Origin of the sequence: Myxococcus sp. AB025B (assembly GCF_006518215.1) — a bacterium.
In the GTDB taxonomy this organism is placed as follows: domain Bacteria; phylum Myxococcota; class Myxococcia; order Myxococcales; family Myxococcaceae; genus Myxococcus; species Myxococcus fulvus.
On the sequence record NZ_SRLW01000010.1, the window covers coordinates 1 to 21,931 of the forward strand.

Annotated in this window: 12 protein-coding genes; 9 read left to right on the forward strand and 3 right to left on the reverse strand. The window is 71.6% G+C overall.

Features of this window, described 5'->3' with window-relative positions:
* Positions 1-920: hypothetical protein (locus FL311_RS44895; RefSeq protein ID WP_228556639.1), on the forward strand; the 920-nt coding region annotated here is incomplete at its 5' end.
* Positions 921-930: 10 nt separating this feature from the next.
* On the opposite strand, the gene FL311_RS03060 is transcribed toward FL311_RS44895, so the two are convergent.
* Positions 931-2,808, reverse strand: a complete 1,878-nt coding sequence (locus FL311_RS03060; RefSeq protein ID WP_194869030.1) for a serine protease — start codon at positions 2,806-2,808, stop codon at positions 931-933.
* Positions 2,809-3,157: 349 nt separating this feature from the next.
* On the opposite strand from FL311_RS03060, the gene FL311_RS03065 reads away from it, so the two are divergent.
* Both FL311_RS03065 and FL311_RS03070 read left to right on the forward strand, forming a co-directional pair.
* Complete coding sequence (locus FL311_RS03065) at positions 3,158-7,501, forward strand: DEAD/DEAH box helicase (RefSeq protein WP_194869031.1); 4,344 nt, start codon at positions 3,158-3,160, stop codon at positions 7,499-7,501.
* A 69-nt stretch (positions 7,502-7,570) separates the two neighbouring features.
* Positions 7,571-10,153 carry a S8 family peptidase gene (locus FL311_RS03070; RefSeq protein ID WP_141323343.1) on the forward strand — a complete coding sequence of 861 codons (2,583 nt, stop codon included), beginning with the start codon at positions 7,571-7,573 and terminating at the stop codon, positions 10,151-10,153.
* A 26-nt stretch (positions 10,154-10,179) separates the two neighbouring features.
* Here FL311_RS03070 and FL311_RS03075 read toward each other — a convergent pair whose 3' ends face one another.
* Entirely contained in the window at positions 10,180-11,025 is an 846-nt protein-coding gene (locus FL311_RS03075) for a metallophosphoesterase (RefSeq protein WP_228556640.1), read from the reverse strand.
* Between the two features lie 13 nt (positions 11,026-11,038).
* Between FL311_RS03075 and FL311_RS03080 the strand changes: the two genes are divergently transcribed.
* Positions 11,039-11,716 (forward strand): biliverdin-producing heme oxygenase, encoded by a 678-nt coding sequence (locus FL311_RS03080; protein ID WP_228556641.1) that lies wholly within the window; start codon positions 11,039-11,041, stop codon positions 11,714-11,716.
* A gap of 7 nt (positions 11,717-11,723) precedes the next feature.
* Here the strand turns inward: FL311_RS03080 and FL311_RS03085 are convergent, their stop codons facing one another.
* The gene (locus tag FL311_RS03085; protein WP_141323345.1) at positions 11,724-12,287 is read right to left on the reverse strand and encodes a DUF420 domain-containing protein; all 564 of its coding nucleotides are present in this window, start codon (positions 12,285-12,287) and stop codon (positions 11,724-11,726) included.
* Between the two features lie 171 nt (positions 12,288-12,458).
* Here FL311_RS03085 and FL311_RS03090 point away from each other — a divergent pair, with 171 nt between their 5' ends.
* Genes FL311_RS03090 through FL311_RS03110 form a run of 5 tightly spaced genes read left to right on the forward strand, consistent with a single transcriptional unit; the run spans position 12,459 to position 21,913 of the window.
* Entirely contained in the window at positions 12,459-14,498 is a 2,040-nt protein-coding gene (locus FL311_RS03090; protein WP_141323347.1) for a DUF1585 domain-containing protein, read from the forward strand.
* The gene (locus FL311_RS03095; RefSeq protein ID WP_141323349.1) at positions 14,498-15,175 is read left to right on the forward strand and encodes a hypothetical protein; all 678 of its coding nucleotides are present in this window, start codon (positions 14,498-14,500) and stop codon (positions 15,173-15,175) included. The genes FL311_RS03090 and FL311_RS03095 overlap by 1 nt, the downstream gene beginning before the upstream one ends.
* 17 nt (positions 15,176-15,192) lie before the next feature.
* Positions 15,193-16,590 carry a DUF1501 domain-containing protein gene (locus tag FL311_RS03100; protein WP_141323350.1) on the forward strand — a complete coding sequence of 466 codons (1,398 nt, stop codon included), beginning with the start codon at positions 15,193-15,195 and terminating at the stop codon, positions 16,588-16,590.
* Between the two features lie 7 nt (positions 16,591-16,597).
* Positions 16,598-18,163, forward strand: coding sequence for a hypothetical protein (locus tag FL311_RS03105; RefSeq protein ID WP_141323352.1), 1,566 nt, complete (start codon positions 16,598-16,600; stop codon positions 18,161-18,163).
* A gap of 30 nt (positions 18,164-18,193) precedes the next feature.
* On the forward strand, positions 18,194-21,913 hold the full coding sequence (locus FL311_RS03110; RefSeq protein WP_141323354.1) for a VCBS repeat-containing protein: 3,720 nt from the start codon (positions 18,194-18,196) through the stop codon (positions 21,911-21,913).
* Positions 21,914-21,931 lie beyond the last annotated feature (18 nt).

Here is a 21,931-nt window from a genome sequence, read left to right on the forward strand (position 1 = left end):
GGCAGAGGTCGGTGGCGTCCGCCGAGGCGCGTTCGCTGACGGAGGGGGATGGGGTCCCGCTCGGAGTTCCGCGAGGCGACGAGGCGGCGCGTACGCGTCCAGCCACCCAACTGGACTGCTCGAGCAAGGGAGGGACGTTCCAATGCGGTGAGTGCGCGACGGACGGTGACTGTCCCGAGCGCGAGGGCTGCGTCATCAACTACGACACGCGGCGCTTCGAGTGTGCCCCCAGTGAGTGCGAGGAGGACGCGCACTGCTTTCCCGGCTCCGTCTGTCGGGTCGCGGCGGGGGAGCTGCCGGGGCCGGTCGTGCGGCGCTGCCTGCGGTCGGGGACACGTCAGGCGGGGCAGTCCTGCAGCCGGCTCCCCACGTCACCCGACGAAGCGTGCTCGGAGGGACTGCTCTGCATCAATCATCACTGCGGCGCGCCGTGTGAGCCAGGGGTGGAGGGCAGCTGCCCGGAGGGGACCGCGTGCGAGCAGAGTTCGATGGGCGCCGCGTGCCTGCCCGACTGTCGCCAGACGGGATGCACCGAGGGGCGGACGTGCGCGGCGCTCAACGGTGGCTCCTTCCTGTGTCTCGAGCTCGTGGTGGACGCGTGCTCGGACGAGCGTCCTTGCGATGCGGGGGAGCACTGCATGGTTCGTGGAGGACGTGGCGGGCGCGCGGGGCGCTTCTGCTCTTCGGTGTGCGAGTCCTGGAAGAGCGAGGGCTGCGGTGAGGGGCGTGTCTGCGGTATCGGTGGCCCGACGGGGAGCACGTGCTACCAGCGGTGCGACCCGGACCGGTTGGACAGCTGCCCGAATCAATGGATCTGCTCCACGGTGACGGAGGACCTCCAATCCTGGGGCTGTGTGCCCGACCTCCAGATGGGCGCGAGCGCGTTGGCGCGACAGCGGGACACCTCCCCGGGTCGTTGATGCGCGGGGGCTATGGGGTCGGTGAGCCCTGGACGACCCCGGTGGGTGGGCTGTCCTGGATGGTCCCGGGCTTGATGGCCTGGATGGCGAACTCCGGCAGCGAGCCGAGCAGGTCCGCCATGGCGTGGGCGTGAGCGAACTTGCCCTGACCCTCCTCCCACTTCCCGGCGAAGTGCAGGCCCACCACCTTGCCGCCGCGCAGGTCGACGAGCGGGGCTCCGGCCACACCTGTCGTGGTGCTGACGTCGCTGACCAGGGACCGGACCACGTGGGTGGCGGGGGGCTGGGGCGGGGTGAAGGACACGACCCGGCCGGGCATCAGCCGCTTGGTGTCGAGCTCGTCGCCCAGCAGGGCGTTCAGGAAGCGGCGGGGCAGGTTCCCTCCGAACGAGGGATAGCCGATGACGTAGACGTACTGCCCGACCTGGGCGCCCACCAGGTCGCGGTTCCACTCGAGGGCGAGCGGGGGATGGGTCTTCGTGTCGTGTCCCTCGATTTCGAGCAGGGCCACGGAGGGGGAGCCGTCGGTCTTGTCGTCGCGAGCGTAGATGACGCTCCGGATGGTGTACGTCTGCCGTCCCCCGAGCCGCGCGTCGTCGTCGAAGCTGAACTCCCACGTCTCCGTCGTGAGCGGTTGAGGGCGGTCCTTCGCGAGCAGCTCCTGCGGCACATTGTGGCCCACGGTCATGAGGACGCCGGGCGCCACGGCGAACGCCGTCAGCCGGGTCTCGCTCTGGTCCGCGCGGCGGATGAGGATGGAGCCCGTGGAGTGACTCGCGGGGAAGGTGGTCGTCCTGCTCGACGCCAGGACCTGCTGCCAGCTCTCCGGGAGAGGGTCGGCCAGGGTGCCTCCCCGGAGGCGGAGCGCGGGGCGCACCTGGGCCATGACCTCGAACGCGTCCTGGGTGGACTTGCGCGCGGCGAGGGACACGCCCTGCTGCTCAGCGGGAGGTGGGGCGTGGCGCGCCATCAGGATGGCGTACTTCAAGCGGTCGGTCTGCGCCTGGGCCAGGTCCGTCTGGTTCTTCTGGTCCGAGGGCAGCAGGTCCAGGAGGTCGGCCCGCAGACGGTAGACCTCCGCGTGGGGCGTGGAGCCGGCGACCTGTCGGTCGAGGAACGCCCGGGTCTTCTTCACGCTCTCCAGGCTCTCGGGGCTCAGCCCCGTCAAGGTCGCGCTGCGCTCGCGCAAGTCGACGTAGTGCTTCCAGGCCTCGGCCCAGGCACAGAACTCGGCGCGAGGCACCTTGGACAGTGCCTCGTCGCCTCCTGCGAGCTGGGCCCAGATGAGGCCACAGGCGACGTGGAACGCGGCTTTCTCCACGTCGGGATGGCCAGCGGTGTCCAGGGATTGTCCGTCGACATGCTGGCCGGTGAGGCGCAGGGGACCCCGAGGCCAGTTCACCAGGACGTTGACCCCATGGGGGTGCTTCTCCACGGTCCCCGTGAGCTCATTGGGCGTGCTCACCCTGTCTCGAAGCCAGGAGAGCAGCTCCTTGACGTTGATGCCCTGGACCGTGAGCTCGACGGTGGAGAGCGCGCTCGTGGTGGAGAGCAGGGAGTCGAACTTCCTGTTCCAGAACGTGGAGTCGGGCATGGGCGCGCCGCCTCCGGATGGAGCGCCGGAGGGGACCTCGCTCTTTCGTTGCTGGTTCTCCTGCTCGAGCATCCGCTGGAGCGTCCGGTGATGGTAGGCAATCAAGCGCGCGAAGGTCTTGCCGTCCGTGGCCTTGGCCTCGCCCGTGTCGAAGAATTCGAACCGGCCGATGTACAGGCGCTTGTCGCACCAGACCCGCTGTATCTCGGCGACGAGCAGCGTGCCGAGACCCACACAGGCCACCGACAGCGCCACGGTGTAGAGGGCCTTCGTCACGAAATCCGAAAATGCCATGCCTGAAACCTCTGTCGACCGCGCGGCCTGGCGGCTGAAACCCATCCCGAGGAGCCTGAAATGCTAGCGAAGGCGAGGAATCGCTGACAAGGCAGCGCTCCGAGGGAACAGGGCTCCTGTGTCTGTCTTTCCTCGGGAGCTCGGGCCGGATGAGAGTCATTGGGTTGGATGAGGGTTGCAGGACGTATTGGGTCGTCCGGTGCATGAGGCCTGACACGTCGGCGCGGGCAGCCTGTCCGCCCTCCTGGCGACTACCCGGGCGGAGGGTGTGGGCGTGGGTCCTCCCACGCGGCGCGCGCGTTGACGCCCGCCTGTACCTGTGTTCAGGCTGCCACCTGGAGAGGTGTGCATGGCCCCGCAAATCAGCCTCGACTTCGCCGCCGAGTGCGCGGCCCATCCGGCCCTCGCGAGCTTCCACCCCGTGGTGCGTCGTTGGTTCGCCGAGCGACTGGGCGAGCCCACGCGTCCCCAAATCGAGGGCTGGCCCCTCATCCAGGCCGGGCACGACGTGCTCATCGCCGCGCCCACCGGCTCCGGCAAGACGCTCACCGCGTTCCTCGCCGCGCTCGACTCGCTGTTCCGGCTGGCGCTGGAGGGAGGCCTGGAGGACCGCACCCAGGTGCTCTACGTGTCGCCGCTCAAGGCCCTGGGCAACGACGTGCAGAAGAACCTCCTCCAACCCCTGGAGGAGCTGCTCTCGCGCGCCCGCGGCGAGGGCTACACCCCGCGCGAGCTGCGCGTGCAGGTGCGCAGCGGCGACACGCCCGCGTCCGAGCGCGCGCAGATGGTGCGCCGTCCTCCGCACATCCTCATCACCACGCCGGAGTCGCTCTACCTCTACCTCACCGCCGAGCGCGCCCGCGCCACGCTCAAGGGCGTGCGCACCGTCATCGTGGACGAAATCCACGCGCTCGCCCGCGACAAGCGCGGCAGCCACTTCACGCTGTCCATGGAGCGGCTCAAGGCGCTCACCGAGGTGCGCCCGCAGCTCATCGGCCTGTCCGCCACCCAGAAGCCGCTGGACGCCATCGCCGGCTTCCTCACCGGCGCGAGCCACCGCCCGTGCCGCAAGGTCGAGGTGGGCCACCTGCGCCCGTGGGACTTGACGCTCGAGATTCCGGACGCCGAGCTGTCCTCGCTGGCGACCCACGAGATGTGGGGCCAGGTCTATGACCGGCTCATCGAGCTCACCGGCTCGCACCGCACGACGCTCATCTTCGTCAACACGCGCAAGATGGCCGAGCGCGTGGCGCATGATTTGGGCGAGCGGCTGGGTGAAGGGCTCGTCGCGGCCCACCACGGCAGCATGTCGCGCGAAATCCGGCTGGCCGCCGAGGAGAAGCTCAAGGACGGCCGCCTGCGGGTGATGGTGGCCACCGCGTCGCTGGAGCTCGGTATCGACGTGGGCAACGTGGACCTGGTCGTGCAACTGGGCACCACGAAGGCCATCTCCGTGCTGCTCCAGCGCGTGGGCCGCGCGGGCCACCACAAGGCCGCCATCTCCAAGGGCATCCTGTTCGCGATGACGCGCGACGAGCTGGTGGAGTGCGCCGCGCTGCTCAACGCCGTGCGCGAGGGCGACCTGGACCGGGTCATCATGCCGGAGAAGCCGCTCGACGTACTGGCCCAGCAGGTGGTGGCCGCGTGCGCGTGCGAGGAGTGGGACGAGCGCGCCCTCTTCAGCCTCTTCCAGCGCGCGTACCCGTACCGCGACCTCACCTGGGAGGAGTATCAGGGCGTGCTCGAGGTGCTGTCGGAGGGCATCAGCGACCGCCGCGGCCGCGCGGGCATCCACCTGCACCGCGACCGGGTGAACCAGCGCCTCAAGGGCCGCCGGGGCGTGCGCATCACCGCGCTCACCAACGGCGGCGCCATCCCGGACACCTTCACCTTCAGCGTCACCGCCCAGCCCGAGGGCAAGGTGGTGGGCACGCTGGACGAGGACTTCGCGGTGGAGTCCTCGCCCGGGGACGTGTTCCTGCTGGGCAGCACCGCGTGGCGCATCCAGCGCGTGATGGGCAGCACGGTGATGGTGGAGGACGCGCGAGGCGCCGCGCCCAACGTGCCCTTCTGGCGCGGCGAGGCGCCGGGGCGCACCGACGAGCTGTCGCTCCAGGTGGGGCGGCTGCGCGAGGACCTGCTCGCGCGCGAGGACGCGCAGGCCTTCCTGGAGAAGGAGCTGCGCATGTCCCCGCCCGCGGTGGACGCGCTGCTCGGCTACCTGAGGCTGGGGCGCAAGATGCTGGACGCGCTGCCCAGCCACAACCTCATCGTCGCCGAGCGCTTCTTCGACGAGGCGGGCGGCATGCAGCTCATCATCCACGCGCCCTTCGGCAGCCGCATCAACCGGGCCTGGGGCCTGGCGCTGCGCAAGCGCTTCTGCCGCTCGTTCGACTTCGAGCTCCAGGCGGCGGCGACGGAGGACGGCATCCTCCTGTCGCTGGGCGAGCAGCACTCGTTCCCGCTGTCGGACATCTTCGACTTCCTCCACCCCGAGCACGTGGAGGAGGTGCTGGTGCAGGCGGTGCTCCAGTCGCCGCTGTTCGGCACGCGCTTCCGCTGGGTGGCCACGCGGGCGCTCGCGCTCCACCGGATGATGGGCGGCAAGCGCGTGGCGCCCAACCTCCAGCGCGCGCGCAGCGAGGACCTGCTCGCCGCCGTGTTCCCCGCGCAGGTGGGCTGCCAGGACAACCACGGCGGCGCGGACGTCGAGCTGCCGAACCACCCGCTGGTGAAGCAGACGATGGATGACTGTCTGCACGAGGCCATGGACGTGGAGGGGCTGCGTGAGGTGCTCCGGCGCATGCGCGACGGTCGCATCCGCCTGGAGGCCCGCGACGTGCCGGAGCCGAGCGTCTTCGCGCACGCGATGATTCACAGCCAGCCCTACACCTTCCTGGACGACGCCCCGGCGGAGGAGCGCCGCGTGCGCAACGTGGCCCTGCGCCGCGCCATGCCAGCCGAGGACGCGGCCGCCTTCGGCGCGCTGGACGCCACCGCCATCGCCACGGTGGTGGAGGACGCCGCGCCGCCCATGCGCGACGAGGACGAGCTGCACGACCTGCTCCTCCAGTGGGTGCTGGTGCGGGACACGGAGGTGCCCCGGGGGCTCGCCGAGCCGCTCTTCCAGCAGGGGCGCGTGTCGTGGCTGACGCTCCCCGGCGGGCGCTTCCTGGTCGCGGCCGAGCGGGGCAGCGCGGTGCGAGCGCTTTTCCCGGACGCCATGACCCAGCCGCCGCTCCCGGTGCTGGACCACGACCGTCCGGTGGAGCGCGAGGCCGCGGTGCTCCAGGTGGTGCGCGGGCGGATGGAGAACGTGGGCCCCGTCACGGTGGCGGAGCTGTCGCGCCTGTGCGAGCTGAGCGAGGACGAGGTCAACGCGGCCATGCATCAGCTGGAGATGCAGGGCACCGTGCTGCGAGGCCGCTTCCGTCCGCTGGAGCAGCCGCTGGCGCCGGGCGAGACGCCGCCGTTGGAGTGGTGCGACCGGCGCCTGCTCCAGCGCATCCACCGGATGACGGTGGGCCGGCTGCGCCGCGAAATCGAGCCGCTGAGCGCGCGCGACTTCATGCGCTTCCTCTTCCGGTGGCACCACCTCGAGGATGTGGACTCGCTGCGCGGCTCCACGGGCCTGCTCAAGGCGGTGCGGCTGCTCCAGGGCTACGAGGCGCCGGCCTCCGCGTGGGAGCGCTTCCTGTTGCCCGCGCGCATGCGCGGCTACACGCCCGACCTGCTGGAGCGCGCGTGCTACGGCGGCGAGGTGGCGTGGGGCCGGCTGACGATGAAGGAGCCCAAGCCCGTGGCGGGGCCGCGTCGCGGCGCGCCCGTGACGCCGGAGCCGGAGCCCGCCCCCACGCGCTCCAGGGCCTCGCCCACGCGCAACGCGCCGCTCACCTTCGCCCTGCGCGAGGACTTGGAGTGGATGCTCGTCGCGGCCCGGCCGCACGCGGTGCTCGCGGACGGGGACGTGTGGACGCCGCCGGACCTCAGCGTCGCCGCGAAGGACGTGGTGTCGGTGCTGGAGCGCCGGGGCGCGTGCTTCTTCCAGGACCTGGTGTCGCGCGCGCGCCGGCTGCCGGCGGAAATCGAGGACGCGCTGTGGGAGCTGGTGGCGCGCGGCCTGGTGACGGCGGACGCGGTGCAGAACCTGCGCGTGCTCCAGAGCCCCGCGCACCGCAAACGCCAGAAGCTGCTCCAGCGCGGAGGCCCGGGACGCTGGAGCCTCCTGGCGCCCGCGGAGCCGAAGACGTCGGACGAGGTGCTGGACTCGCTGGCGCGCCTGTTCCTCCAGCGCTACGGCATCGTCTGGAGGGATTTGGTGATGCGCGAGGCGCTGGCGCCCACGTGGCGCGAGCTGCTCTTCGTGTACCGGCGCATGGAAGCGCGGGGCGAGGTGCGGGGCGGCCGCTTCGTGGCGGGCTTCGTCGGTGAACAGTTCGCGCTGCCAGAGGCGGTGGACACGGCGCGCGCGGTGCGCCGTCAGCCGCCGTCCGGGGTGCGAATCCAGATTTCGGGAGTGGACCCCCTGAACCTGACGGGTGTGGTGACGCCGGGGCCTCGCGTGCCCGCGCTGCCGGGGAACGTCGTGACGTACATCGACGGTGTCCCCGGAGATGTGAACGCCCTGGCGGATGAGGCCGATGCGAACGTTCGGGAGGACACGGACGACGACGAGGTGGCGCAGGCGAGCTGAGAATGCACGTCCGCGCGAAGGCGCGATGTTAGGGTGCCCCCTTCTGTCCGCGGTGAGGGGGCATCCTGAATGCGTCGTGCATGGCTCGTGGGGTTGTGGCTGCTGCTGTCCGTCAGTGGGTGTGACGAGAGCAAGGGGGGCGGAGGTGCCGACGGTGGCACGGACCCCAACAAGGGCGCCGTCACGGGGACGTTGACGCCCTTTCGCAGCAACGAGCAGTCCACGGAGGGCGGCGTCTCGCGCGAGCTGAAGCTGCCCTTCGGCAGGTCGGTGGCGAACCGGCTGGCGGAGCAGATTCAGAGCGCCCGGGCCCAGTCCTCGCGCCGCGCGGCGCTGGAGCAGACGGACCCGGAGCTGCCCATCATCCCCGCGCCGCTGGGGCCGCCGCCGCTCTCGCGCGTTCCGGACGAGGACCCGACCATTCCTGGTGACGTCGTCGTGCGCTTCGAGGAGTCCTCCGTCTCCCCCGAGCGCGTGCTCGCCGCCGCGAAGGTCCCCGGCTATCGCGCCGTGCACAAGGGGCACGCCAGCGAGCACCTGCACCTGGTGGGCTTCGAGGCCGAGGATGGCCACGGGGTGACGGCGGACGAGACGCGGGAGCTGGTGTCGCGGCTCGCGGCGCTGCCCGGGGTGCGCTTCACGGACCGCAACCTGCGGATGCACAAGCTCGCGGTGCCGAACGACAAGGGCTACAGCCTCCAGTGGCACTACGCCGCGCTCAACCTGCCGGCGGCGTGGGACGTGGAGTCGGACGCCACGGGCGTGGTGGTGGCGGTCATCGACACCGGCATCGTCGCGCACCCCGACCTCGACGGCCACGTGGTGCCCGGCTACGACATGATTTCGGACCCGGCCAACGCGGGGGATGGCAACGGGCGTGACGCCAATCCCCAGGACGAGGGCGGCGACATGCCGTCCGGGGGCTCGTCGTGGCACGGCTCGCACGTGGCGGGCACGGTGGCCGCGCTGACGAACAACGGCTTCGGCGTGGCGGGCGTGGCCTGGAACGCGCGCATCCTCCCGGTGCGCGTGCTGGGCCGGCAGGGTGGCAGCAGCTTCGACATCGCGGCGGCCATCACCTGGGCCACGGGCGGCTCGGTGCCGGGCGTCTCCCAGTCGCCCGCGGTGGCCGCGAAGGTGGTGAACCTGAGCCTGGGTGGCACCGCGCCGCCGCAGCGGCTCTACCAGGACGCCATCGACGCCGCCGTCGCGCGGGGCGCCACCATCGTCGTGGCCGCGGGCAACGAGAACATGGCCGCCGCCGACAGCACGCCCTGCAACCAGCAGCAGGTCATCTGCGTGGGCGCCACGGGCCTGTCCGGCCGTCGCAGCAGCTACTCCAACTACGGCTCGGGCGTGGACGTGGTGGCCGCGGGCGGAGAGATGGTCGAGGACCTCAATGGCGACGGCTACGCGGACGGCGTGCTCTCCACCGTGCTGGATGACAACCGTCAGCCCGCGTACTCCTTCTCGCAGGGCACCAGCATGGCGTCGCCGCACGTGGCGGGCATCGTGGCGCTGATGCACGCGCACTCGGGCGGGACGCTCTCGCCCGGACAGGCGGAGAGCATCCTGAAGAGCACCGCCACGCCCGTCGCCGGCTCGCAGTGTCCGGGAGGTTGCGGCGCGGGCCTGGTCAACGCGCAGGCGGCGCTCCGACAGGTCGCCAACACGGACCCGGGCACCGTGCCTCCGAAGCTGAGCGTGTCCACCTCCACGCTGTTCTTCCAGGGGACGGAGACGCAGCACCTCACCCTGAGCAACATCGGCGGGCGTCAGGGCGGCGAGCTGGTGGTGACGGCCTCCGTGGACGGCGCGGCCCGCGCGACGGTGTCGTTCCCCGGAGGCACCACGAAGACGGTGCCGGCGTTCGGCTCGACGTCGTTCGACGTGGCGGTGAACACGGCGGGGCTGGCGGATGGGGACTACCTGGCCACGCTGAACCTGGTGGGCTCTGGCGCGGCGGGCTCGGCCACGGTGGCGCTGAAAATCGCGGTGGGCGCCGCCGCGGGCCGCGACGCCATCATCGCGTTCCTCTGGCAGGACGACCTGACCGGCGAGTGGGAGACGGACCGCGACTCGCTCACCGGCGTCTCGGCCGCGCGGGGCTACGCGTACTCCATCTCGCTGGTGCCCCGGACGTACTACACGCTGGCGACCATCGACGAGGACGACGACGGCAACCTCTTCGAGGACGGGGAGCTCACCGGCTTCTGGCGCAACGTCGACTCGTTGGAGCCCATCGACGTGACGGCCCGCTCGACGACGCGCGACATCGACTTCGCGCTGCTCCCGCTGGCGCCCATCGACGATGACCCCTCGCTCCAGGTGGGCGCGCCGTGCTCGCTCGACTCGGAGTGCGGCGAGGGCCTCTGCAACACGAACTTCCCCGGCGGCTACTGCACGCTCCAGTGCAACTCGACGGCGTGCCCCGCGGGCTCGAAGTGCTACGTCGTGAACTCGGTGACGGGCCTGAAGAGCTGCCTGGACAGCTGCTCGCGGGAGATTGGCACGGGGCAGGGGGACTGCCGCTCGCAGTACCGCTGCTACAGCGACGGCACCGGCATCGGCGCGTGTCAGCCGAGCTGCCTCGGGACGGGGCTCAGCTGCGCGGCTCCGGCGACCTGCCGCTCCGACGGCTTCTGCCGCTAAAGCCGTGAGGCGGCGGTGGAGAGGGCTCAGCTCTTCGCCGCCGCGTGCTCCAGCAGGACCGCCCGGCTGTCCACGTTGAGGACCTGCGTGCCGCTCGGCAGCGTGGCGAGCGGCTCGTCCCAGTGGGCGTGGCCACAGATGACCAGCGAGCCCGGGGCCCTCTCCACGGCCTCGCGGATGACGGGGCTGCCGCGCAGTCGCGTGCCCTCGATGTCCGGCCCCTGATGCAGCACCAGGACGTCCGGCCCGGTGCGCAGCACGTCGACGAGATGGCCCAGGAACTGGGACTCCTCGCGGCGGCCCGGCTTGCCCGCGTGGCCGATGATGCCGCCCACGCCGCCCACCTTCAGTCCGTCGAGCTCCACCACCTCCCCGTCGAGCAGGTTGACGCCGGGGCGCTGCTGGAAGCGCGTCTGCTCCCTCGCGCCGCCGAAGGTGTCGTGGTTGCCGGCCACGCCCACCACCCAGCGGAAGTGGGACGCGAAGGCGAGCCACACCGAGCGCACGTCGCCGGAGGCTCCGCGCACGTTCGCGCCCGGCTCGGAGAAGAGGTCACCGGCCAGCACCACGCCGATGGTGCTCGGAGGCGGCAGCTCGCCCAGCTCCCCCAGGAGCGCCAGCTCGTCGGCGAGCACCTCGCCGAGCAGCGCCACCGCGCCGTCGCGCAGCGCATGGGGCGCGACGCCCTGGAGGTCGGAGAGCACGAGCAGCGCCGAGACGTCCTCGGGCAGCACGTCCACGGTGCCCCGCAGCAGCGGGAAGAACACCGTCTCGGAGCCTCCCCGGGGCGCGGCGGATTGATAAGGCCAGCTTTGACACGGCGTCGGCTGAAGCGTCTGGATTCGCATGGCGCCCAGGTCGCCCGTCTCCACGTGTTCCTGACAGGTGCCCCCGGCCGCTGCCCGTGCGGGCGGGCCCGCGCCGTGGATTTCGTCGTTCCTTCGGCGCGCCCGTGACGGCATCTTCCCCGCCGTGTCCCTGCCGCAGCGACTGAAGACGGAGACCCGCCCCCACCACGAGCGCGCCGAGTCCGCGGTGCGCCTCCTGGAGCCGGGGCTGACGCTCGACGGCTACCGCCGTCACCTGGAGGCGCTGTACGGCTTCCACCAGCCAGTGGAGGCGCGCCTTCACGAGGTGCTCGCGGAAGAGCTGCCCGCGCTGCACCTGCGCGAGCGCCTGAAGCTGCCATGGCTGGAGGCGGACCTGCGTGCGCTCGGCCATGACGCGGCGTCGCTCACGCGGCTGCCCCGGTGTCCCGAGCCGCCGTCGCTCCGCTCGCTGCCCGAGGCGCTCGGGGGCTGCTACGTGCTGGAGGGGGCCACGCTCGGCGGCCAGCTCATCCTGCGCCACCTGCGGCGCCACTTCGAGGGGACCCCGGCGGGCGACTTCGTCTTCTTCCGGGCCTACGGCGACGACGTGGGCCCGAAGTGGCGCGGCTTCGCGGAGGTGCTCACGCGCGCGGCCGAGGACACGTCGGAGCCGTACTTCGGGGACCGCGTGGTGAGGGGCGCCCAGGACACCTTCGACGCCTTCGAGCGCTGGCTCCGGCGTGCCCTGGGCTGACCGTGCCTCAGGGCATGGACGGCACGCTGCCGCGCAGCATGAAGAACACCACCACGCCCGTCACCGACACGTACACCCAGATGGGCGCCAGCCACCGCGTCACCTTGCGGTGCCGCGTGAAGTCCTTGCGCCACACGAAGTAGAAGGCCGCGAGCGCCATCGGCACCACGCCCATGGACAGGAGCACGTGGCTGGCCAGGATGCTCAGGTACAGCCCGCGGAAGTCGCCCACGTAGCGCGTGTCGCCGTGCACGTAGTGGTACGCGAGGTAGCACACCAGGAACAGCGCGGACGCCGCGAAGGCCGACACCATGAGGTACTGGTGCACCCGCCGCGCGCCCTGCTTGATGGCCACCCACCCGGCGATGAGCAGCGCCGCCGCCGTCGCGTTGAGGCTCGCGTTGACCGCCGGCAGGAAGCGCAGGTCCACGCCCTCCACCGTGGCGCCGCGTCGGCCCATCAGAATCCAGCCGATGAACGCCAGGGCCGCCACGGACACGACACCGGTGAAGACATAGAAGGCCCGGTCACTCACCCGGGGCGGAAGCGGAGCGGAGCTGACGTTCGACATGCGCCCTATGTCTCGCGCCCCGTCGAGAGATTCAACCGCCACCCGCGTGTGTCACAGGTTTGTGCCACCTTGTGGGATGAAGGAATCTGCTAGGTCGACTGGATCTCTTATCTGTAATTCTTGCATACTAGGAGACAGTCGCCCCCGACTCCCCCTCCACGGAGGTTCCCCGTGCTCCGCGAGCGTTGCCTTGCCATCCTGGCCGGCGCCGCCTTGTTCCTGGCCCTGCCAGCCTCCGCCGATGAGGCCGCTGTCTGCGCGCCCGTCGCGAAGGTGCGCCCCGAAAGACACCTGCGGCAACTGACGCTCGACCTGCTTGGCCGCCCTCCCACCTGGGACGAATACAAGGCCGTGCAGGAGAAGGGCGCCGTCACGCAGGAGGACATCCGGAAGATGATGGACAGCGAGGGCTTCTACACTCGCATCCGCAACTTCCACCGCGCGTTGATCCGCTCGAACATCAGCGGCAGCGTCAACAACAACGGCAACTCGCGCCTGGGCGGCAACGGCACCACCACCGCCTTCGGCTTCGCGAACAACCCGTCCACGGCGCTGCGCGGTGCGAACGGGCAGTCGTGCAACTCCGACATCGAGCAGAGCGCGTGTCTGACCCAGACGCAGGACCCGCACGCCGCCCCACTGACGGCCGCGACGCGCACCTCCTGCAATGACGCCATGGGCGTGCCCATGCCGGTCAGCTTCGACTACGACACCAACTTCTACCGCTGCACGGACCTGGCGACGGCGACCGCCAACGCGGTGACGGACTGCTCGCAGCTGACGGCCGCGCCCTCCAGCAACACCTGGGCGAAGTACCGCTACTTCTGTGACAACCGCGGCTCCGGCACGGGCATCAAGCCGTTCCTGTGCCTGCCGGACCCGGCCAAGAACACCACCTCCGCGCTGACGGTGGAGACGACGGACGCCAACGGCTACGTCATCTCCTTCGACCACCCGAACCCCGACTCCAGGCCCAGCCTGACGACGCTCAAGCGCTGCACGCTGGACCTGAACCTCAACAACAACATCAAGGGCGCGTACGCCCCCGTGCGCGGCTGCATCCAGCGCGAGGGCTTCGTGAACCGGCCCGCCGGCTACTGGGCCCCGGAGGGCGCGCCCGCGACGGTGAAGGTGTGCGCCATCGAGGCGCAGGAGCGCGTGGAGAACCCCTGGACGCGCGAGTCCTGCGAGGCGGCCCGCTTCGCCAATGACCGCAGCTGCGGGTGCGGCGTGGGCATGCGCCGCTGCGAGGTGCCGGCCATCGGCGCCACGACGGACCCCCTGTACGTGCGCAACGTCTACGACTCGCGCGTGGCCGCCTTCAACGAGGAGCCGCTGCGCATCGCCGACTCGGTCATCCGCAACGACGAGCCCTACTACAACATCCTCACCACCCGCCGCTCGTTCGTGAACGGCCCCATGTCGGAGCTGTACCGCCAGCGCCAGGGCGTGGGCGTGTTCAACGTCACCGCGCCCGCGCCGCTGGAGGCCATCCCCGCCGTCGCCTACACGGACTCGGCCACGTGGCAGCCCTACACGCGCGATGCGTCGCACTCCGGCATCCTGACGACGCCCGCGTTCCTGTACCGCTTCCCCACGCACCGCGCCCGCGTGTCGGAGTTCTACGAGGCCTTCCTCTGCAAGACCTTCGTGCCCGCCTCGGACGGCAACCTGCCGGCGCCCGAGGACGCGTGCAACCGCGAGAACAACCTGGCCAAGCGCTGCGGCTGCAACTACTGCCACGCCACCATCGAGCCCACCGGCGCCCACTGGGGGCGCTACGGCGAGCGCACCGCGCAGTTCCTCTCCCCGGACCAGTTCCCGCGGCTCGACCCGAAGTGCCGCGACTGCGCCATCGCCGGTGACACCAACTGCGGCGGCGAGTGCTCGCAGTACGTGATGCAGGCCTACGACGGCGACGGCGCCAGCAGCCTGGGCATGCTCAAGACGTACCTGTACCGCACCGCGGACGAGGAGCAGAACATCGAGGCGGGCCCGCGCCTGCTGGTGGAGCGGATGTTCCAGTCGGGTGAGCTGGAGCGCTGCACGGTGAAGCGCGTGTGGAACGAGTTCCTGGGCCGGCCGATGTCGGCGGAGGAGCAGCGGATGTACCTGGCGCCGCTGGCCAGCGAGTTCGCGAAGAATGGCCACCGCTTCAAGGCGCTCATCGAGCGCGTGGTGACGACCGACGCCTACCGGAGGATCGACTGATGCGCCGCTGGCTCCTGACCGCCGCGCTGCTCGCGCTGAGCGCGGGCTGCACCAAGTCCCCCGACGAGAAGTCCGGTCCCACCGAGGACGGGACGCTCGAGCCCATCGCCAACCCCCACCAGCCCGGGGACTTCGACCCGCTGCCGGACCCGGAGGCCCAGGGCGGCAGCGTGGGCCGCGCCCCGCGCCGGCTCACCGTCGCCCAGTTGGACGCCGCCATCCTGGAGGCCGTGGGCCGCCGCTGGGTGAACGGCGGAGACGGCATCGACGCGCGCGCCTCGTCGCTGGGCCGCGCCGACTACGCGCTCGTCAACAGCGAGAACACCGAGCCCAACCTGGTGTTCGCCAAGTTCCTGGAGGACGGCGCGCGCTTCGTGTGCATCGGCCAGGCGAACGACGAGCTGAAGCTGGCGGACGCCTCCAAGCGCACGCTGTCGCGCACGCTGCCCGACGTCTGGGGGGATTTGCGCAAGCTGACGGACGCCCAGGTGCGTGAGTTCCTCGTCTACAACTCCCTGCGCTTCTGGGGCGCGCCCCTGGAGGGCGAGGAGCTGGACAAGTGGGCCACGTTCTTCACCCAGGCCGCGGCCCGGGCGGAGACGGCCAAGCGGCGCTCGGACGTGCTGGCGGTGATGTGCATCGCCATGCTGACCGACACGCGGTTCATCACCTACTGAAGCGCGGAGTGACTTCGATGAAGAAGAATCGCCTCGACGAGAACCACCGTCCCGAGCGCCGCACCTTCCTCAAGGCCGCCGCCGGCTTCATGGGCTCCACCCTGCTGGGCGGACTGCCCTTCCGCTCCTTCGCCCAGGCCGCCGCGCTGGCCCCGGCGGACCGCTGCTTCGTCTTCGTGTACTTCAACGGCGGCTGGGACCAGTTGCTCGCCTTCGACCCGAAGGACCCGGAGGAGTTCACCGCGGACCGCGCCGCGGAGACGCGCATCCTCCCCGGCTACAACCTCATCAACGACTCGCGCTTCTCCTCCATCCCCCTGCGGCCGGACATCGCCGGCAAGGGCCGCTCGAACATCGACTTCGGGCCGGCGGTGGGGCGGCTGGCGGACCACTACGATTTGATGACGGTGGTGCGCGGCATCAACATGAACACGCTGGGCCACGAGGTGGGCTACCGCTACTTCCTCACCGGGAAGATGCCCATCGGCAGCGCGGCGCGCGGCTCCTCCACCGCGACGGAAATCGTGGGGCAGATGAAGCCCCGCGTGCCCATCTCCAACATCGCGTTCAACGTGGAGTCGTACAACGACCGCTACCCCGGCTACGCCAACGCGCTGCGCGTCAGCCGCAAGGACGACCTGCTGCTCACGCTCAAGCCCAGCTCGCAGCTGCTGGACAGCGAAATCGAGAAGCAGCTGGTGGACTTCCGGGGCCAGCCCATCAACTGCGAGCAGGCCGCCTACGGCGCGCGCGGCGTGGGCACCACGTACCAGAACAGCCGCGACCAGATGCAGCAGGTGATGACGCAGCAGCTGGAGTCGTCGTTCCGCTTCGAGCTGAACAACGACGACATGGCCGCGGTGCGCCAGCGCTACGGCCTGGACCAGAGCGGCCGCTACGACAACGAGGCGGGCCGCGCCGCCATGGTGGGCACCGCGCTCAAGAAGGGCATCGCCCAGTGCGTCACCATCAACCTGACCGGCGGCCTGGACACGCACTTCGGCACCCAGCTCACCCACGCGAACAACCAGCGCCGCGGCTTCGACGCGCTGGCCAGCCTGGTGGATGACCTGCGCGCGTCCCAGCACCCCTCGGGCGGGACGTTCATGGACCACACCACCATCATGGTGTTCTCCGAGTTCTCCCGCACGCCGCTCATCAACAGCTCCGGCGGCCGCGACCACCACATCTCGAACTCGTGCATGGTCATGGGCGCCGGCGTGAAGCACAACTACGTCTTCGGCAAGAGCGGCGACATCGGCATGGCCCCGGGCACGTTCGACTTGCGCACTGGCGCCGCCAACCCCAACGGCGAGAACATCCTGCCCGAGCACGTCATCGCCACGGTGCTGGCCTCGGCGGGCCTGGACTACAGCATCACCCGTGTGGAGCCCCTCCGTCCCATCCTCGCCTGAAAGCCGCATGCGCACCCATCCCCGAGCCCCCCGGGACCTGGCCCAGGGGCGGTCCTCCGCCCCCGGCCTCCTTCGCCTCCTCCCCCTCTGCGCCGCCGTCCTCGTCACCGCGTGCGGCGAGGACTCACTCCCGCTGGACAGGCCCCGGCCCGTCTCGTTCCGGCCCACCGAGGTCCGGGCGAAGACGGCGTTGGCGTCCGCCCCGGGCTTCGCGGACCAGTCCGGTGGCGGCATCTTCGCCAACACCAGCGGCAAGGTGGTGCGCCTGCGGCTGGACGGCTCGCTCGGCGCGCTGGAGCCCCACCCGGGCAACAGCGCCCAGCCGGGCACGGTGAACGCCGTGTTCCGGATGGGGCCGCACAGCGCGCTCGTCGAGGCGCAGAACGGCCTGTTCCTCGCCGAGTCGGGCTGGCTCATCTCCCCGCCGTGGCGTGACGCGCTGGGGCTGGGCATCAGCGCGACGACGCAGGCCGCCGACGGCGCGGTGTGGCTGGCGCATCCCACCGGCCTGTTCCAACTGCGCGACGGCACGCTGTCCGCCCTGAAGGTGAAGGGCGAGGCGCTCACCGGCATCACCGCGCTGGCGGCGGCGCCGACGGCCGAGGGCTCCGCGGGCGTGTGGTTCCTGCGCGGCGGCAAGCTGTACGTCGCCGTGGCCACCAGCCTGGTGCACTTCGACGTGCGCGAGGAGGGCGCGCCGCTGGCGGAGGGTGAAGAGGTGCAGTCGCTCGCCGGCCTGGGGCCGGGGCTGGGCACGGCCGGTGAGCTGTGGCTGCTCACCAACCAGGGCCTCCTGCGCCGCCCGAAGGAGGGCTGGCGTCGGGTGACGCTGCCGCAGCGGCCCGCGCAGCTGCTCGCGTCGGGGCGCTTCCTGTGGGTCAAGTCGAGCGACGCGCTGCTGCTGTACGACGCGGACGCGAACGAGTGGGGCCTGGCGCAGGGCATCGACACGCGCGAGTTCCGCTTCCTGTCCGCGGACGAGAGCGGCTGCGCGTGGGTGCAACTGGGCGGCGAGACGGTGGCGGTGAGCAGGTCTCCGGCGCCGCGCGTGACGGGGCTGCACCAGGGCATGCAGGTGGTGGAGGACGGCCTGGTGGTGCGCGCGGTGATGCCCGCGGGCGTGGACCCGGAGGAGATTGTCTTCCAGCTCGGCGGCACCGAGTTCCGCGCCCAGGGCGAGGGCCCGGTGTACAGCCTGGGCGGCACCGAGGACGACGGCACGCCCAAGGCGTACTCGTTCGCGGGCCTGCCCGCGGGCCGTCTGGCCTTGGGCGTGGTGGCGCGCTTCCTGGATGGCACGGAGGCGAAGCGGCTGGTGCCCTTCGACTACCAGCCGGTGAGCACCGCGGTGCTGAGCTGGGCGACGGACATCCAGCCCATCCACGTGTCGCGCTGCGAGAAGTGCCACATCACCGGCCCCGGCCGGGCGCTCAACACGTACGAGCTGTGGAAGGAGAACGCGGCGCTGATTACGGCCGCGGTGAGAGACCAGCGCATGCCCGCCGACGGGCCGCTGGACCCGCAGCTCATCTCCCTCATCCAGCGCTGGGCCGCGTCCGGCGCGAAGCCCTAGTCGTCCCGCCTTACCCCCCGAGGCACCCCCATGATTCGATTCCCTCGCGCGGCCCCCCTGCTCGCGCTCCTCGTGACGGCCTGCTCCGACGACCTGGACCCCGCGCGTGAGACCGAGCCGCCTCCGGAGGTGGACACGTGCACGGGGCTGTCGCCCGTGAGCCTGCGCGCCGAGCCCGCGCGGGTGCGCGTGGGGGCCCCCGTGTCGCTGGTGGCCACCGGCGGCAGCGGCCAGTACCGCTACACGCTGCAGGACGGAGGCTCGTCGGGTGAGCTGCGCGGCAACCGCTTCATCGCGGGGCACACGCCGGGCAGCGACACGCTGGTGGTGGAGGACGCGCGCTGCCCCGGCGACGCGCGCGCCACGGTGGACGTCATCGCCGCGTTCGACATCGCGCCCGGGCGCGCGGACGTGCGGCCGGGCGTGTCCTTCCAGGTGGCGACGCAGGGCCTGCTGGGCACGGCCACCTACAGCCTGAAGCAGAACCGCTCTGGCGCCACGCTGACGCCGGAGGGCCGCTACACCGCGGGCGCGAACGAGGGTCTGGACCTGGTCTCCGTGCGCGACTCGCAGACGGGCGACGAGGTGGAGCTGCAGTACACCGTGAGCAGGACGGCGCGGCTGGCCGGCGCGCCCGCGTACCTGGCGGTGCCCTCGGGCTCGTCCGTGCCGCTGTTCACGCGGGGCGGCAGTGACAGGGTGGTGTGGAGCAAGGTGTCCGGGCCGGGGACGCTCGCGGCCGGGCGCATCGGCTTCCTCTCGGGCGACACGGGCGCGGCGCTGCTGGAGGCCTCCGACCCGTTCACCGGTGACAAGGCGTCCGTCACGGTGGTGGTGCTGGACGAGCTGACGCGGCCGGGCCTGGCGCACGGACGGCTCACCGACGCGGCCACGATGGTGACCGCGGACTTCGACGGCGACGGCGTGCTGGACCTCGCCGTGGGCCGGCGTGAGAGTGATTTGGGCCGGCCCACCGGCGGCGCCGTCTTCATCTACAAGGGCGGCAACGGCGGGCTGGAGGCGCAGCCCTTGTGGGTGCTGACGGGCGACACGGACACGGCGCAGTTCGGTGACGCGCTGGCCGCGGGTGATTTGGACGGCGACGGACGCGCGGAGCTGGTGGTGTCCTCGCCGGGCGCGGACGTGGCGGTGAGCAACGCGGGCGCGGTGTACCTCTACACCTTCAAGGGCGGAGCCCCGGCGCCGCTGCGCCTGCAACTGGCGGGGCTGCTGCGCGACGCGGCCTTCGGCGCGGGCATGGCCGTGGCGGACATGGATGGGGACGGCAAGGTGGACCTGGTGGTGGGCTCGCCCGTCGGAGACCTGGCGCCCACCAGCGCCATCCGCGCGCGTGGCACCGTGGACATCTACCTCTCCTCGGCGAGCGCCCCGGTGCCGGACCTGCCCTCGATTCGCCTGGGGGGCTCGGACCTGACGAGGGACGGAGCGCCCATGGCGCGCACGGGCTCGGACCTGGGCCGCGCGCTGGTGACGGCGGACTTCAACAAGGACGGGCGGCTGGACCTCGCCGCGCTGAGCAAGGTGTCTCGCTACAACGCGGAGGGCGCGGTCTCCGGCACGCAGGTGGCCATCTCCGTGTTCTTCGCGCGCTCGGAGGGCATCCGCTTCCGGGCGACCCCGGACGTGTACGTGCTGCCCGCCAACCTCGCGGACTCGAACGAGGGCACGTGGCGGCTGGGCGCCATCCCCGGTGATGACACGCGCCCGCCGCTGCTGATGGCGGTGGCGGACCGCGCGGACTCGCCGGACCTGAGCGCCAGTGGCGGCAACCGCGCGGCCAGCGACGCGGGCGGCGCGCTGCTGTTCGACCTGAGCACCCACGCGCCCACCGGAGACCCCGCGGCCACGCCGCCGCAGGTGAAGCGCGAGGAGGCCTTCGCGCGCATCTACGGCGAGTCGGGCGGCATCGTCGCGGGGCGCAGCTTCGCGGTGCTCGACGTGGACGGCGTGCCGGGGCCGGAGCTGCTCCTGGGCGCCCCCTACGCACAGCCCGGCACGGGCGCCACCGCGCTGCGCTTCGGCGGCAAGGTGCTGGCGTACCCGCTGGCCACGCTGACGAAGGGCGCGGTCATCAACAAGCCGCTGCTGTCGCTCAACGGCACGGCCCGGTCCGACACGCTGGGCGCGGGCCTGGCGGTGTGGAAGCTGCCAGAGGGGGACTCGCTGGCGGCCTTCGCCGGACGCGCGTCGTCGGAGGCGGGCGCGTACACCGGCCGCGTGGAGCTGTTCCGCCGGGGCGGCGCGTCGCTGACGGAGTGGGCGCGCACACATTCCTATGTCCCCGCGCGGCCCAGCGTGGAGCGCGTGGGTGAGCAGGTGGCGGTGACGACGGGCGCCTCGGGCGCGCTGGCGCTCCTGGGCGCGCCGGGGTGGTCCGGCGCGGGCGCCAATGGAGATGGTGACGCGCTCTCCATCGGCCGCGCGTATGTGCGGCCGGTGGCGCGTACGGGGGATGCGACGGTGGCCGCGGAGGGCGCGCCGTCCCCGCATACGGCGGGCCGCTCGGTGGGCGCGGACGTGGCCTTCACCGACTTCAACAAGGATGGCCGCCCGGACCTGGTGGTGGGCGCCACGGGCCTCATCGTCCCGGCGAGCACCAGCGCGGAGCACGCGGCGCAGTACCACACGACGCGCGCCGAGTGCCTCACCACGGGCAGCCAGTCCGTGGGCGGCGTGCTGGTGTCGCTCGGGCAGGCGGATGGCAGCTACAAGCCCGCGTACCGCATGTGGGCGCCGCTGCAGATTGCCGGCTGCACGCCGGAGACGGACGCGAAGTGCAAGCGCTCGGCGCTGGGGCGTGGGCTGGTGGGCGGCTTCGACTTCAACAACGACGGGTTCGAGGACGTGGGCGTGCTGCGCGACCGCGGCATGGAGGTGTTCCTGGGCCGCGCGCCGGACGACACCGGGCTGAGCAAGCTCACCATGGTCTGCGACCCCGTCTACACCTGGCCCTCCATGGCGCTGCAGACCAGCGCGCTCACGTCGCTGGGCGACATCGACGGCGACACGTGTGACGACCTGGCGTGGCGCTACGCGGAGGGCACCCGCTCGGGCGTGGCCATCCTCCTGGGCTACGGCGCGAAGTGCTCGCGCACCACGGCCACGGTGTGGCGCATCGCCGCGGACAGCGAGGTGCAGCTCAACAACCAGGGCCTGGGGCTCGCCATCGCTCGCGCGGGCAAGGTCCTGGGCAACGCGGGCGGTGGTGGAGACGCGCGCGACTTCCTGGCCATCAGCGCCACGTCCGTGCCCTTCAACGGCACCACCCAGCCGGTGGTGCTGCTCGTCGACATCGCCACGCTCCGGGCGGAGATGGCCAAGCCCGCGCGGGTGACTTCGGGTGTGGTGGGCCTCTTCGGCGACGGGCTCAGCCCCATCGTCCTGGTGCACAAGTCGCGCGCGGTGGGCTTCGGCACGTCGCTGGCGGGCAACGTGGACCTGTCGGGCGACAAGGTGCCGGACCTCGTCGTGGGCGCGCCGGGCGCCTCCGAGGCCTCGGATGGCGGTGGCGCCGTGTTCATCTACGCGGGCGGCCCCGGCCTGCAGGGCCCGCTGTCGCCCTTCCTGCTCGTCGCCGGGGATGGCTCCGAGCGAAGCCAGATTGGCCAGGATGTCGCGCTGACGCCGGGCAACCAGACTACGCCGCCTACGCTGGTCATCGGCGCGCCGCGCAGCTTCCGGACGGGCACGCAGAACGGGACGGCGTTCTCGCTGCCGCTGCGCTTCTAGCGGCGGGCCAGTGGGAAG

What these genes read in the sequence shown, in the direction of transcription:
- FL311_RS03060 (WP_194869030.1), bottom strand. Translation starts at nt 2,808, where the DNA reads ATGGCATTTTCGGATTTCGTGACGAAGGCCCTCTACACCGTGGCGCTG.
- FL311_RS03065 (WP_194869031.1), top strand. Translation starts at nt 3,158, where the DNA reads ATGGCCCCGCAAATCAGCCTCGACTTCGCCGCCGAGTGCGCGGCCCAT.
- FL311_RS03070 (WP_141323343.1), top strand. Translation starts at nt 7,571, where the DNA reads ATGCGTCGTGCATGGCTCGTGGGGTTGTGGCTGCTGCTGTCCGTCAGT.
- FL311_RS03085 (WP_141323345.1), bottom strand. Translation starts at nt 12,287, where the DNA reads ATGTCGAACGTCAGCTCCGCTCCGCTTCCGCCCCGGGTGAGTGACCGG.
- FL311_RS03095 (WP_141323349.1), top strand. Translation starts at nt 14,498, where the DNA reads ATGCGCCGCTGGCTCCTGACCGCCGCGCTGCTCGCGCTGAGCGCGGGC.
- FL311_RS03100 (WP_141323350.1), top strand. Translation starts at nt 15,193, where the DNA reads ATGAAGAAGAATCGCCTCGACGAGAACCACCGTCCCGAGCGCCGCACC.
- FL311_RS03105 (WP_141323352.1), top strand. Translation starts at nt 16,598, where the DNA reads ATGCGCACCCATCCCCGAGCCCCCCGGGACCTGGCCCAGGGGCGGTCC.
- FL311_RS03110 (WP_141323354.1), top strand. Translation starts at nt 18,194, where the DNA reads ATGATTCGATTCCCTCGCGCGGCCCCCCTGCTCGCGCTCCTCGTGACG.